Source organism: Arthrobacter sp. Cza30, assembly GCF_059090765.1.
Genome location: NZ_JBNHGA010000003.1, coordinates 430401 through 444675, shown reverse-complemented (window position 1 = coordinate 444675; position 14275 = coordinate 430401). Strand labels below are relative to the sequence as shown.

Here is a 14275-nt window from a genome sequence, read left to right as displayed (position 1 = left end):
CCCGGTTCTCGGCCCCTGAAACTGATCCCCAGCAGCGGCTCGCCCCCAACGAGCCATCTCGGAGTCGCCGGAGCAGCGAGGCCCTCTCGAGTCGCAGGCAGGCCCGGGAGGGCCATCTCAGGTCCGGTGCGCGGTGCGCAGAGGAGCGGGGCCGAGGCATCCCCGTTCACCCCGGCCCCGCCGCCCCCCGGAACCACTAGGGCTTCTCGCCGAAGACCTCCCGATCCATCGCGTCGTAGCCCTCCGCCTGCGGGTCGCCGTGCGACCCGCCCGAGAGCGCGTACTCCTCCTCGGGCGAGAGCACGAGACGATGACGGAAGTAGAGGCCGAAGCCGACGAGCAGCACCGCGTAGACGATCGCGATGGCGATGATGGCGGGAAGGAAGGTCGGGTTCAGCAGGAAGCCGACGAAGATCAGCGCCGCGATCAGCGCGGCCACGACAGCGCCGCCGACGCCCCACGGGCTGCGGTACGGGCGGTCGGCGTTCGGGAACTTCCGGCGCAGGATCACGAAAGACACCATCTGCAGGAAGTACGCCAGCACCGCGCCCCACACCGCGATGTTGAGCACGATCGCGCCCGCGACACTGCCCGATCCGCCGGTGAACTCGATGATGAGCAGGGCGATGAAGCCGATGAGGGCGCCGACGACCAGGGCGACCCAGGGTGTCTTGCGCTTGCCGGTCAGCGACAGGAAGCGCGGGTAGTAGCCGGCGCGCGAGAGCGAGTACATGTTGCGGCCGTAGGCGAACATGATGCCCTGCAGCGACGCCAGCAGACCCACGAGGGCGAACAGCGCCAGCACCGCGGCGAGCCCGTCACCCACGATCGCGCGGAAGCCGTCCAGGAGCGGCTCGGCGGCGGTCCCGGTGGCCTCGGCGCCGATGACGCCGGTGTTGAGGAACAGCACCAGCAGACCCGTGACGATCAGGGTGCCGCGGGCCCAGAAGCCGGCACGCGGGATGTCGCGGACGGGGTTGTGCGATTCCTCGGCCGCGAGGGGCAGCTCCTCGATGCCGAGGAAGAACCACATCGCGAACGGCAGTGCGAACAGGATCGGCAGCACGCCGTGGGGGAGGAACTCCGTCTGCCCGGGATCGGGAGCGATGTCCCAGAGGTTCGCCCAGGAGAACGCACCCGAGAAGATCGCCATCGCCGAGAACACCAGGATGATGGCGATCGAGATCACCGAGACGACGATCGCGAACCGGAACGAGATGTTCGCGCCGGCGGCGTTGAGCGCGATGAAGACGGCGTAGAGGATGAGCCACCACACCCAGCCTGGCAGGGACAGGCCCAGCAGCTCGGAGGTGATCGCGTCGGCGTACGACGCCGAGAAGAAGACGATCACGGCCGTCGTGGCCACGTATTCGATCGTCTCCGCCGCGCCGGTGATGAGGCCTCCCCAGGGCCCCATCGCCGACCGCGCGAAGGAGTAGGCTCCGCCGGTGTGCGGCATCGCGGCGGCCATCTCACCGATCGAGAAGATCATGCCGTAGTACATGACCACGAGGATCGCGAAGGCGATCAGCATTCCGCCGAAGCCTGCGAAGTCGATGCCGAAGTTCCAACCGGAGAAGTCGCCGGAGATGACGGCGGCCACGGCGAGGCCCCACAGCCCCCACACGCCGGCCGCCCGCTGCAGCCCTCGCTTCTCGAAGTACTCCTGTCCGGCCCGCGTATAGGTCGCGCCGGCGACCTTAGCGGACTTGTCGCTCGAGGGTGCTGCACTACTGGGCTGGGCCATCGGTCCTCCGTGCGCTCGGGTCCCACGCGACGCGTGGCGTCTTGGCTGATGATTGTGGCGCTATTGGTGGGCCCTGTCTACCTTTGATTCCGTTTCCGTCGTTAGAGTGTGCTGACCGGCGCGCTCGCAGTGACGTGACCGGGTCACTCACGAGGAGGACGGATGCCGGGAAACCTCACCGTCGAACAGCTCGATGCGGCCATCGCCGCGGGCGAGATCGACACAGTCGTCGTCGCCTTCACCGACGCGCAGGGGCGCCTCGTCGGCAAACGCGTCTCGGCGCGGCTGTTCCAGGAGGAGGTGCTCCCGCACGGCGCCGAGGCGTGCAACTACCTGCTCTCGGTCGACGTCGACATGAACACCGTCGACGGCTACGCGATGTCCAGCTGGGAGACCGGGTACGGCGACATGATGCTCCGCCCCGATCCGGCGACGCTTCGCCGCATCCCGTGGCTCGCCGGCACCGCGCTCGTGATGGCCGACCTGACGTGGGAGAGCGGGGACCCCGTCGTGCAGTCGCCGCGGGACATCCTCAACCGTCAGCGCGCGCGGCTTGCCGACCGCGGCCTCGTCGCGTACTCCGGCACCGAACTGGAGTTCCTCGTCTTCGACGACACCTACCGGGATGCCTGGGCCCGCGGCTACCGCGACCTGACCCCGGCGACCGACTACAACGTCGACTACGATCTGCTCGCCTCGGGCCGGCTCGAACCGCTGCTGCGCGACATCCGGCTCTCGATGGACGGCGCCGGACTGTACACCGAGGGAGTGAAGGGGGAGTGCAACCTCGGCCAGCAGGAGATCGCATTCCGCTACGCCGAGGTGCTCGAGACGGCGGACCAGCACGCGATCTACAAGAACGGCGCGAAAGCCATCGCCGAGCAGCACGGCAAGGCGCTGACGTTCATGGCGAAGTTCGACTCCCGCGAGGGCAACAGCTGCCACATCCATCTGTCGGTGCGCTCGGATTCGGGTGAGCCGGTCATGGCGGGCGAGGGCGCGCACGGCTTCAGCCCGCTGATGGAGCACTGGATCGCCGGCATCGTCGCGACGCTGCGCGAATTCACACTGCTGTACGCGCCGAACATCAACTCGTACAAGCGGTTCGCGAAGGGATCGTTCGCGCCGACGGGCATCGCGTGGGGCGTCGACAACCGCACGTGCGCGCTGCGCGTCATCGGGCACGGACCGTCGCTGCGTGTCGAGAACCGCGTGCCCGGCGGTGACGTGAACCCGTACCTGGGCATCGCGGCGATCATCGCCGGCGGCCTGCACGGCATCGAGCACGAGCTCCCGCTGCCGGACCCGTTGAAGGGGAACGCCTACACAGCCGGCGTCGACCACCTTCCGACGACGCTGCGCGAGGCGGCCCGGCTTTTCGACGAGTCCGCGATCGCCCGCGCGGCGTTCGGCGACGACGTCGTCGAGCACTATCTGAACCAGGCGCGCATCGAGGTCGAGGCCTACGACGCCGCCGTGACCGATTGGGAGAGGGTCCGTGGTTTCGAGCGGCTCTGAACCGAGCGCGACCGGTGCCATCACCGAGCCGGTGCGGGGGCCCCGCCCCGTCATCGGTCTGACGACGTACCTGGAACAGGCCAAGCAGGGCGTGTGGGACGTCCGTGCCGCGTTCCTGCCCGAGCAGTACTTCAGCGCGGTCACCGCCTCAGGCGGCATCGCGGTCCTGCTTCCGCCACAGCCGGAGCCGGCTGCCGCGGCCGAAGCGGTGCTCGACGGGCTGGACGGGCTCATCCTCACCGGCGGACTCGACGTGCAGCCCGAGCTGTACGGGGCGCCGCGGCATCCGCTCACCGACCCCGCACGCCCGGACCGTGACGCGTGGGAGCTCGCGCTGTTCCGAGGCGCCGAGGAGCGGCGCATGCCCGTGCTCGCGATCTGCCGCGGCCTGCAACTGGTGAACGTCGCCCGGGGCGGGACGCTGCACCAGCACCTGCCCGACGCCCTCGGGACGGAGCGCTACCGGGTCGGCGGCGGCGTGTTCGCGACCAACGAGGTGCACGTCGACGAGGGCAGCCGCATCGCCGGACTGGTCGGCGCCGGACCCCTCTCGGTGCACAGCTACCACCATCAGGGGATCGACCGGCTCGGCGACGGACTCGTCGCCACCGCCCGCACCGACGACGGCCTGATCCAGGCCTTCGAGGCGGAGGGTGACGGGTACGTCATGGGCGTGCAATGGCACCCCGAGGAGAACCGTGAGGACCGGAGGCTGTTCGCCGGCCTCGTGGCCGAGGCATCCGCATTCCGTGACACCCGCGACGTGTCCCAACAGAACGGTCGCGTGTCCCAAGGGATCGCTTACGAGGCCGTCGCAAACCGAGGAAGTGGGACACGCTGATGGGAGCGCAGTTCGCATGAGCACGACGTACACGCTGATCAACCCCGCCGACGGCCGGCCTATTCAGGACGTCCCGCGCGCGACGGTCGAGGAGGTCGACGAGATCGTCGCCCGCGCCGTGATCGCGCAGCGCGCGTGGGCGGCGCTGCCGCCGCTGGCTCGGGCCGATGCGCTGCGCGCGTTCGCCCGCGTGGTCGAGGCGCACGTCGGGGAGCTGGCCCAGCTGGAGGTGAGCAACTCGGGGCATCCGATCGGCTCGGCGCGCTGGGAGGCATCGCACGTCGCCCAGGTGCTGAACTTCTACGCTGGCGCCCCCGAGCGCCTCAGCGGGCAGCAGATCCCCGTCGCCGGGGGACTGGACGTGACGTTCCACGAGCCCTATGGCGTCGTCGGGGTGATCGTGCCGTGGAACTTCCCCATGACGATCGCCTCGTGGGGCTTCGCGCCGGCGCTCGCCGCCGGCAACGCCGTCGTCCTCAAGCCCGCCGAGCTCACGCCGCTGACCGCGCTGCGCCTCGGCGAGCTCGCGCTCGAGGCGGGCCTGCCCGAGGGGCTGTTCACCGTGGTGACCGGTTCCGGCTCGGTCGTCGGTCAGCGGTTCGTCTCGCATCCTGACGTGCGCAAGGTCGTCTTCACCGGGTCGACGGAGGTCGGCGTGGAGGTCGCCGCGGGTTGTGCCCGCGAGCTCAAGCCGGTGACGCTCGAGCTCGGAGGGAAGAGCGCGAACGTCGTGTTCGCCGACGCCGACCTCGAAAGGGCCGCTGCCACCGCGCCGTCCGCCGTGTTCGACAACGCCGGACAGGACTGCTGCGCCCGCAGCCGCATCCTCGTCGAGCGTTCGGTGTACGACCGGTTCCTCGAGCTCCTGGAGCCCGCAGTCCGCGCGTGGCGCGTCGGCGACCCGTCGCTGGAGAGCACCGAGATGGGGCCGCTCATCTCGGCCTCCCACCGATCGACCGTCGCGGGCTTCCTGGAAGACGCCGACATCGCGTTCCGCGGCACAGCGCCCGACGGCGACGGGTTCTGGTTCCCACCGACCGTCGTGCTCGCCAACCCCGAGGACCGCATCGCCCGCGACGAGGTCTTCGGCCCGGTCGTCGCGGTGCTGCCGTTCGACGACGAAGCGGATGCCATCCGCCTCGCGAACGACACCATCTACGGGCTGGCCGGCTCGATCTGGACCGAGAACCTGGGGCGCGCCGTGCGCGTGTCGCGGGCCGTGAAGAGCGGCGTGCTGTCGGTGAACTCGCACTCGTCGGTGCGGTACTGGACGCCCTTCGGCGGCATGAAGGCCTCGGGGCTCGGTCGCGAACTTGGACCCGACGCGGCCGAGCACTTCACCGAGACGAAGAACGTCTTCTTCGCGACGGATGCCTCATGAGCGGCATCCGGGCATGTCCCGAAGAAGCGCCTCCAGGGGCTTTCCGTACCGAGGAATCGGGACATGCAGCCGAGAGATCGGGACACGGCGGGTAAGGGAGAGGAACAACACATGGATCTGACACAGCGGCTGAAGGACCGGGTCGCGATCGTGACCGGCGGCGCGTCGGGCATCGGGCTGGCCACGGCCCGTCGCTTCGCGGCCGAAGGCGCCCGGGTCGTGATCGCCGACGTCGATCCCGAGGCCGGTGAGCGTGCCGCCGCCGAGGTGGACGGCCTGTTCCGCCTCGTCGACGTCGCCGACGAGGCCTCGGTCAATCAGCTCTTCGACGGTGTCGCCGGCGACCTCGGGCGCGTCGACATCGCGTTCAACAACGCCGGCATCTCGCCCGCCGACGACGACTCGATCGAGACCACCGAGCTCCCGGCGTGGGAGCGCGTGCAGGACGTGAACCTCAAGAGCGTCTACCTCTGCTCACGGGCCGCGCTGCGTCACATGGTGCCCGCGGGCAAGGGCTCGATCATCAACACCGCGTCCTTCGTCGCGCTGCTGGGGTCGGCGACCTCGCAGATCTCGTACACCGCGTCCAAGGGCGGCGTGCTGGCGATGACGCGCGAGCTCGGCGTGCAGTTCGCGCGGCAGGGCATCCGGGTGAACGCGCTGTGCCCGGGTCCGGTGAACACGCCGCTGCTGCAGGAGCTGTTCGCGAAAGACCCCGAGCGCGCGCAGCGCCGGCTCGTTCACGTGCCGATGGGCCGGTTCGCCGAGCCCGAGGAGATGGCGGCCGCCGTCGCCTTCCTCGCCTCGGACGACGCCTCCTTCATCACCGCCACCGCGTTCGTCGTGGACGGCGGCATCACCAACGCGTACGTGACGCCGCTGTAAGGACGGAGCGCCGTGCGCAACTCAGGCAGGACGGGGTGCCCGACCGCGCGAGCGGCCGCTGAGGTCGCGATCTGCCTGAGTTGTGCGCAGGCGAGCGAGGGGCAGCCATGACGGACGCGCCGCTGCGGGAGGTGCGCAAGGCCGTGTACCGGCCGGTGCGCGAGGGCAACGCGCTCGAGGACACCGTGGCGCGTCTGGTGCAGACCATCCGACTCGGGGTCGTTCCGCCGGGCGAGTCGCTGCCGTCCGAGCGGGAGCTCGCGGTGCTGTACGCCGTCAGCCGCGACACGGTTCGCGAGGCGATCCGTGAGCTCGCCGACACGGGCTATCTCGTCCGCCGGCGCGGCCGGTACGGCGGCACGTTCGTCGCCGACCCCCTGCCGCAGCCGCAGCGTCCCAGCGAGGTCGACGCGTCCGACCTCGAGGACATCCTCGGCCTGCGCCGCGTGCTCGAAGCGGGTGCGGCGCGCGCGGCGGCCGAGCGCACGCTGGATGCCGCGGCACGTGGCGAGCTGTGGGCCCGGCATGAGGCGACGAGTGCAGCCTCCGAAAGCGAGTACCGGCGGCTGGACACCCTGCTGCACCTGGCCATCGCCGAACTCGCCGGCATCCCGTCGCTCGTCGCGCTCGCCGCCGAGAACCGGGCGCGCGTGAACGAGTGGCTCGACACGTTCCCCCTGCTGCCGCGCAACATCGAGCACTCCAACGCCCAGCACGAGCGCATCGTCACCGCGATCCTCGCGGGCCGACCGGATGCCGCGGAGGCGGCGATCCTCGAGCACCTGGCCGGGTCCGAGGCGCTGCTGCGCGGCTTCCTCGGCTGACCACGCGGCGAACCCCGCGGCGAAGGCCTGGCGGAGGCGTTGGCTACGCTGGAGGCGTGGCCGGAAAGAAGCGTGCGAAGAAGCAGGAGCCCCTCGAGTTCCGCAACACGCAGCTGACCGACGCCCTGCAGACGCAGGACATGGCGGCGGTCGCGTTCGCGTTGCGGCACGGGCCGACGGTGGTGCCGCTCATGCGGCCGGGCCAGCGGGACAACCCGCTCGATGTCGGCGAGGTGTGGACCTACCGCGACCCCAACACCGGCGATGTCGCGCTGCTGCTGTTCAGCGACGCGGCGCACAAGCCGGCGACGCTTCCCCCCGGGGTCGCGCTGCAGTCGCCGGCGTGGCTGCGGGCCTTCCTCGGTGCCCACGAGTCCGAGATCACGACGGTGTTCTTCGACATCGCGGGCCCTCACCCCATGCAGGCTTCGCCGGCCGACCTCATCGCCGCCTTGGACGCCTGACACCCGACGCGATCGCTTCGGGTGCCCAGACCGGGGGCACGGCCGCGTCGGAGGTACGCTGCTCTCGCGAGCGGCGGCGACGGATGCCTGGAACCGGCGACACTCCGAACGGAAGTTGCGTGCCCGGCCGCGACGGGGGCAGACTCGCCGGGTGGATTTCCTGCTCGTCGGAATCGTGTGCGCCGCCGGCATCGGCATCCCGATCGCCCTCGGGCTGACCGATCCGCATCGCCGGCGCCGGCCGCGCGGACGCTGAGAGCACGGTCGGCCACCACCTGGCTCAGAAGTCGGGGATGTCCTCGCCCGGCCGGCCCTTCATCCGCACCTTCACGTCGCGTACCGCGCCGCCGAGCGAACCCGAGCGGTGGTCGATCACGTCCCGATACCCGAGCCGTTCTCCTTCGCTGCGGCGCTGCGGCGCCTGCGTGACGGGCCGAACCTCGCCCGCGAGGCTGAGCTCGCCGACCGCGGCGATGTGCCGGGGGATCGTCCAGCCCTCGACGGCGCTGGCGACGGCGAGTGCGATGGCGAGGTCGGCCGCCGGCTCGGCGAACCTCACACCGCCGACCGTCGAGACGTAGACGTCCTGATCGGACGTCTTGATCCCCATCCGCTTCTCGAGCACCGCCAGGACCGTCGCGACGCGTGCGGCATCGACGCCGTTCACGATGCGTCGCGGGTTGCCCGATTTGCTGTCGATCGTGAGCGCCTGCACCTCGACCGGGAGGGCGCGGCGCCCCTCGAGCGCGATCGAGACGCACGTGCCCGGCTCGGCGCTGCCGTGCCCGAGGAAGAGGGCGCTCGGATCGGGGACCTCGGCGATGCCGGCGCCGGTCATGTCGAAGCATCCCACCTCGTCGGTCGGACCGAAGCGGTTCTTGAGCGCGCGCACGAATCGCAGCGACGTCTGCCGGTCGCCCTCGAACTGACACACCACGTCGACGAGGTGTTCGAGGATACGCGGGCCGGCGATCGAGCCGTCCTTCGTGACGTGGCCGACGACGATCGTCGGCAGCCCGCGCTCCTTGGCGACCCGGATGAGCGTCGCCGCCACTTCGCGCACCTGCGACGGGTGTCCCGCCATCCCCTCCGACAGCGCTGAGGACACCGTCTGCACCGAGTCGACGATGAGCAGCTCGGGCTGGACCTCATCGACGTGACCGAGGATGGTGGCGAGGTCCGTCTCGCTGGCGAGGTACAGCTCGTCGTGGAGTGCGCCGGTGCGCTCCGCGCGCAGGCGCACCTGCGCCGTCGACTCCTCGGCGGATGCGTACAGCACGCGCCGTCCCGCCTGGGCGGACTGTGCCGCGACCTCGAGCAGCAGTGTGGACTTGCCGACGCCGGGCTCTCCCGAGAGCAGGATCGCCGCGCCCGGCACCAGGCCGCCGCCCAGCACGCGGTCGAACTCGCCGACGCCGGTCGTGCGTCTTGGGGCATCCGACGTGTCGATGCGCGTGATCGGCTGCGCCGCTCGCGCGGCGCCGGGCGCCACCGGCGCGACAGACCGGAGGATCCCGGTCTGCTCGGCGGCCTCCACGACGGTGCCCCACTGCTGGCATTCGCCGCACCGGCCGACCCACTTGATCGTCGTCCATCCGCACTCGGTGCACCGGTAGGGCGCGGTCTGCGTCGGGCGTCGAGCGGCTGCCATGCGTTCACTGTACGTGGCGGCGGGGACACCCGACGGACGCGCGGCGCAGGCGGGCGCTTGCTGGGCGAGCCGGGGCGGCCTGCCCCTGGCCGAGTCAGCCGAGCGCAGCGGCGAGGGCCTCGAACACCGCGGGAGCCGGTTCCTGGCCGGACGCCAGCGGTGTGTCGGCGTTCGCGACGACGACGATGGTCGCACCCGCGTCATAGCTGTGGAAGACGGACGTCGTGAACCCCGGGATGGTTCCGGAATGGCCCCACCATCCGTCGGGGCGCTCGCCCCAGCCGATGCCGTAGCCGGATTCGGCGTCGTTCGGAGGCGGCGATGACAGGATCGAGTCGCGGCGCAGCTGCTGCGTCTCCTCGCTCAGAACGTCCTCGCCGGTGAAGAGCGCGTGAGCCCACAGCGTCAGATCGTCGAGCGTCGAGACGACTTCGCCAGCGGTCGACCCGAACGACGGGTTCCAGTCGGTCGCGTCCTCGGCAGGGCCGGCGGGGTTGCGCTGCGTCGTCACGCCGACCAGATGCGGCGAGTCGATGGCCGCCGATCCATTCGGGTAGACCGTGTCCGTCATCCCGAGCGGCTCGAACAGTCGATCGTCGAACACCTCGGGAATCGGCTGGTCGAGCACCTGCTCGATCACCATGCCGAGCAGCACGTAGTTGGTGTTCGAGTACTTCCAGACCTCGCCCGGGGCACCGTCCACGGGGAGCGTCTTGGCCGCGTCGATCAGCTCCTGCGGCTCGAACACGCCGAACGGGTCGCCGAAGTACCGGCTCTGCCACTGCGCGTCGAGGGAGTACGAGGGGATGCCGCTGGTCATGTCCGCGAGCTGCCGAAGCGTCGCAGCGCCGTTGGGCGCATCCGGGACGTACATCGAGATGGGATCCTCGAGCGAGATCAGCCCCTCCTCGACGAGTTGCAGGACGATCGTCGCCGTCATCGTCTTGGTCAGGCTGCCGATCCGCGTGCGGTCATCGGGCGCGGGCGCCTCGTCGCCGTCGGGGGCCGACGCACCCGAAACTCCTGTCCACGTGCCGTCGGCGGTGATCACACGCGCGATCACACCGGGAAACTCGTCTCCGCGGGTGTCATCGAGCGCCGCCTGCAGTGCTGCGGCGGTCGCCGCGGGCATCTCCCCGACGGCGGTGGTCTCGGTAAAGCTTGGCGTCGTGGTCGGCGCTGGCGCGGAGCATCCGGCCATCGCGATCGCCCCCATGAGCGCGAGCGCGATGGCGCCCGGACGGATGATGCGGCGTCGAAGCGGATGCGTGCGCATGAGGACCCCCCGATTGTCGATGCCCTCCGACGCTATCGGTCGCCGTCTTCCGGCGACAGAGCCCGGACCGTTCCTCAGCCGCGCAGGGAGTCGGCCACCTCTCGCAGCGCCTGGGCCGAGCGGTGGAACAGCGTCAGCTCCCGCTCGTCGAAGGGCGTGGTGGGCACGGGAACCGCGCCGGCGGCGCTGACCACCGACGGCACCGAGAGAGCCACGCCGTCTACGCCGTGGAAGCCGCTCAGCACGGTGGAAACCGGCATGACGGTCCGTTCGTCCCGCAGGATCGCCTCGATGATGCGCGCCGTGGACAGGCCGATCGCGTAGTTGGTCGCGCCCTTGCCCTGGATCACCTTGTACGCGGCGTCCCGGACATCCACGGCGATCTGGTCGAGCTCCTCCACGGTCAGACGGTCCCCGTGGGGCGTGACCCAATCGAGGATCGGGACGGTGCCGATCGTCGCGGTCGACCACAGCGGGAACTCGGTGTCGCCGTGCTCGCCCACGATGTAGGCGTGGACGCTCGAGGTCGACACGCCCGCGCGCTCGGCGAGCTTCCAGCGCAGTCGCGAGGTGTCCAGGACCGTTCCCGAGGCGAAGATGCGCTCCGGCGGCAGGCCGCTTCCCTCCTGCGCGAGCACTGTGAGCACGTCGCACGGGTTGGTGACGATGACGTAGATGGCGTTCGGGGCCGCCTCCAGCAGCTGCGGCATCATGCCCGTCAGGATGCGCGCGTTCACACCGGCCAGCTCGATGCGCGTCTGGCCGGGGTGCTGCTTAGCTCCGGCGGTGATCGCCACGACGTGCGACCCTTCGACCACCGAGAGGTCGCTGCCCCCGACGATGTCGGTGGAGCCGGTGAACTGCGTGCCGTGCGCGAGATCGAGGACCTCCGCTTGCGCCTTCTCGGTCGCGATGTCGTACAGCGCGATGTGCCGTGCCGATCCGCGGATCAGCGCCGCATAGGCGGCGCTCGAGCCGACGCTGCCGGCGCCGACGATGGTGACTTTCGAGTTCTCGATGACGGCCATGCAGCAAGTCTTTCAGGCGACGGATGCTCCAACCAGCCGCGGGCGCCGTCCCGTGGCATCCGGCCGCCGCGTCAGCCCTTGCCGCCCGCGTCGGCATCGCGCGGCGGGTTGCGGATGCCGAGGAAAGACGTGATCCCGCCGGCGAACATCAGCGCTGCGGTGACGATCGCGGCGCGATGGAATCCGTCGAGGTCGAGTTCCCCGCCGACGATCGCGGCGAGCGCGGCGATGGTGACGAGGCCCGCGACCCGGGCGACGGCGTTGTTGACCGCCGAGGCGATGCCGGACCGCTCGGGATCGATCGCGCCGAGGATCGCCGACGTGAGCGGGGCCACGGTGATCGCAAGGCCGAGGCCCAGCACGATCATGCTGGGCAGGACCTGCCACCAGTAGGAGAAGTCGGCGCTGACGGTGAGCAGGAGCAGCGCACCGATGCCCATGGTGATCGGCCCGACCGTCATGAAGAGGCGCGGCCCCCACCGCCCGCTGAGCGCGCCGATGCGTGAGCTGAGGAGGATGAGGAGGATCGTGGTGGGAAGGCCGGCGAGTCCCGCGAGGGTTGCGAGCAGGCCGGGTCCCTGCTGCAGGTAGACGACGACGACGAGCCCGTTCAGTGCCAGCGCGCCGTAGATGAATGTCGTGGCGACGTTGCCCGTCCAGAAGTTGCGCACGCCGAACAGGTCGAGCGGCAGGATCGGGCTGCGGGCGGAGCGCTGACGCAGCACGAAGAGGACGAAGAGGACGGCGCCGAGTGCGAGCGGCAGCCAGATCGCCGGGGATGACCAGTCGAGGTTCGGCTGCTCGATGAGTGCGAAGACCATCCCGCCCAGCCCCAGCGTGCACAGGGTCGCGCCGAGCCAGTCGATCGAGGCATCCGCCCGCCGGGTGTCTTTGAAGCCGCCTCGGGCGAGGAGGACGAGCGTCGCGCCGATCGGGACGACGTTGATGAGGAACGCCAGCCGCCACGACAGCAGATCCACGAAGAGGCCGCCGACCACGGGGCCGGCGATCATCGCGGTCGTGGTCATCGCCGTCCAGATGCCGATCGCGCGGCCCTGGGCGGGACCGCTGAAGTTCGACGTGATGAGAGCGAGGGAGCTCGGCACGAGGAATGCCCCGGCCGCACCCTGCACGGCTCGCGCGACGATGAGAAGCTCCGCCGTGGGCGCCGCCGCGATGGCGACGGACGCGACACCGAAGCCGATGAGTCCGATCCGCAGCACGAGCACGCGACCGTACGCGTCGCTGACCGACCCGGCGACGAGGATGAGCGCGCCGAGCGTGATGAGATACGCGTCGACGACCCACTGCTGAGTGGTCAGCCCGCCACCGAGCTCGTCGCTGATCGAGGGAAGGGCGACGTTGACGATCGTGCCGTCGAGGAAGGCGACGAACGAGCCGAGGATCGCGATCCAGAGCACGAACCGCTGTGTGGTCGACATGCGCCCTGTGCCGTCATCCGCACGGGCGGTGGCAGTCGGGTTCTCGCTCACGGGGCCACCGTAGTCGCCGCTGCCGACAGTGGGGAGGGGCAGCCGGCGCCGATTCGCGGCATCGCGCGGCGTGTCGTAAACTGATCCGCGGTGACGTGTCCGAGCGGCCGAAGGTGCAACTCTCGAAAAGTTGTGTAGGGTAACCCCCTACCGTGGGTTCAAATCCCACCGTCACCGCCAGCAAGAACCCCTCGACTTCCGCGAGATCACGTGGAAATCGGGGGGTTCTTTCGTGGCGTCATCCCACGCGATCCTGTTCGAGTCTGTCCGATGCGGCGGTCGGCATCGGCGGTTCCGGAACCTGGTACGGGCCCGTCGGTGAGTTCGCGGTATAGGCCAGCGCGTCGATCCACGCGGGATTCACCTGCGGTTTCCGGCTTCCGTGGAACTTTCGTCGCTCCGTCATAGATCAGCTTCCCCATGGCGAGCCCCCAGTGAAGGTTCCGGCGAAGCCGGCATGAGGCGCACGAGCCCCCGGCCTCACTCTCATGCTCGTCGATGAAAAGCCAGGATGCGGTCGCTTGACACAGGCGGCGAGCCTGACTTATGCCCACCACGACGAAATCGACGAATCCGCCGCCGGCTCGGCCTGTTTCGAACGTCTGAGACGCGGCACGCCGTCGTCGTCTCGCGCGGAATAGTGCACGCGCGCCTGTCAGAGCAAGGGGGAGGGTGAACTTCGTGGCGTCTGGTTCGCTCTTCCGAGTGCATCCGGCACAACGCACGAGACGAGCTTCAAGCGAAGGACGATCATGACCAACACCCCGCAGAGCACCCGTACCGCTCGCCTTTCGACCGAGACGAAGGCGGCTTTCAAGACCACCGAGTTCATCGCCTATGTCGTGATCCTCGTGGGCATCCTCATCGCCTCCGCCGTGGTGGACAACGGCGAGGACGGACAGGGCTTCGGCGCTGACAAGGCATGGCTGTATGTGACGCTGCTCACCATCGGCTACATGATCAGCCGCGGACTGGCGAAGTCCGGGAGCCGCGAGTTCTACGACCGGAACGACCGCCACGACGCCACCGACCACCGCTGACACGGGATCAGGCAGGAAACGGAGGTCCGCATCCGTGCGGGCCTCCGTTCTGCCGTGTCCACCCTGTCAGGCATCCGTGCGGCCGAGCCGGCGCCCCCTCGGACGGGGCGCGGCTCGGCCGGCCGCG

General features: G+C 70.0%; 12 protein-coding genes and 1 tRNA gene. 8 read left to right on the top strand and 5 right to left on the bottom strand.

Annotated elements, in window-relative coordinates:
* Positions 1-196 precede the first annotated feature (196 nt).
* Positions 197-1747, bottom strand: a complete 1551-nt coding sequence (locus AC5RVZ_RS11600) for an amino acid permease (protein WP_494065906.1) — start codon at positions 1745-1747, stop codon at positions 197-199.
* 162 nt (positions 1748-1909) lie between these two features.
* On the opposite strand from AC5RVZ_RS11600, the gene AC5RVZ_RS11595 reads away from it, so the two are divergent.
* The 6 genes from AC5RVZ_RS11595 (at position 1910) to AC5RVZ_RS11570 (ending at position 7660) form a co-directional block, all read left to right on the top strand.
* Entirely contained in the window at positions 1910-3265 is a 1356-nt protein-coding gene (locus tag AC5RVZ_RS11595; RefSeq protein ID WP_494065905.1) for a glutamine synthetase family protein, read from the top strand.
* On the top strand, positions 3246-4106 hold the full coding sequence (locus AC5RVZ_RS11590; RefSeq protein WP_494065904.1) for a gamma-glutamyl-gamma-aminobutyrate hydrolase family protein: 861 nt from the start codon (positions 3246-3248) through the stop codon (positions 4104-4106). Before AC5RVZ_RS11595 ends, AC5RVZ_RS11590 begins: the two co-directional genes overlap by 20 nt.
* A 16-nt stretch (positions 4107-4122) precedes the next feature.
* Complete coding sequence (locus tag AC5RVZ_RS11585; protein WP_494065903.1) at positions 4123-5487, top strand: aldehyde dehydrogenase family protein; 1365 nt, start codon at positions 4123-4125, stop codon at positions 5485-5487.
* A gap of 111 nt (positions 5488-5598) precedes the next feature.
* Entirely contained in the window at positions 5599-6372 is a 774-nt protein-coding gene (locus tag AC5RVZ_RS11580) for a 3-oxoacyl-ACP reductase (protein WP_494065902.1), read from the top strand.
* A gap of 107 nt (positions 6373-6479) precedes the next feature.
* Entirely contained in the window at positions 6480-7196 is a 717-nt protein-coding gene (locus AC5RVZ_RS11575) for a FadR/GntR family transcriptional regulator (RefSeq protein WP_494065901.1), read from the top strand.
* 56 nt (positions 7197-7252) lie between these two features.
* Positions 7253-7660: a dehydrogenase gene (locus tag AC5RVZ_RS11570; protein WP_494065900.1), complete on the top strand. Its 408-nt coding sequence runs from the start codon at positions 7253-7255 to the stop codon at positions 7658-7660.
* Positions 7661-7940: 280 nt separating this feature from the next.
* Here AC5RVZ_RS11570 and radA read toward each other — a convergent pair whose 3' ends face one another.
* From radA to AC5RVZ_RS11550, 4 genes are all read right to left on the bottom strand, one after another.
* Positions 7941-9311 carry a DNA repair protein RadA gene (radA, locus tag AC5RVZ_RS11565; protein WP_494065899.1) on the bottom strand — a complete coding sequence of 457 codons (1371 nt, stop codon included), beginning with the start codon at positions 9309-9311 and terminating at the stop codon, positions 7941-7943.
* A 94-nt stretch (positions 9312-9405) separates the two neighbouring features.
* The gene (locus AC5RVZ_RS11560; protein WP_494065898.1) at positions 9406-10587 is read right to left on the bottom strand and encodes a serine hydrolase domain-containing protein; all 1182 of its coding nucleotides are present in this window, start codon (positions 10585-10587) and stop codon (positions 9406-9408) included.
* Between the two features lie 74 nt (positions 10588-10661).
* Positions 10662-11615, bottom strand: coding sequence for an L-lactate dehydrogenase (locus AC5RVZ_RS11555; RefSeq protein WP_494065897.1), 954 nt, complete (start codon positions 11613-11615; stop codon positions 10662-10664).
* Between the two features lie 71 nt (positions 11616-11686).
* Entirely contained in the window at positions 11687-13057 is a 1371-nt protein-coding gene (locus tag AC5RVZ_RS11550; protein WP_494066277.1) for an MFS transporter, read from the bottom strand.
* 140 nt (positions 13058-13197) lie between these two features.
* Here AC5RVZ_RS11550 and AC5RVZ_RS11545 point away from each other — a divergent pair.
* Together AC5RVZ_RS11545 and AC5RVZ_RS11540 are read left to right on the top strand one after the other, a co-directional pair.
* Positions 13198-13288 (top strand) — tRNA-Ser (locus AC5RVZ_RS11545).
* Between the two features lie 572 nt (positions 13289-13860).
* The gene (locus AC5RVZ_RS11540) at positions 13861-14148 is read left to right on the top strand and encodes a hypothetical protein (protein ID WP_494065896.1); all 288 of its coding nucleotides are present in this window, start codon (positions 13861-13863) and stop codon (positions 14146-14148) included.
* Positions 14149-14275: the final 127 nt, after the last annotated feature.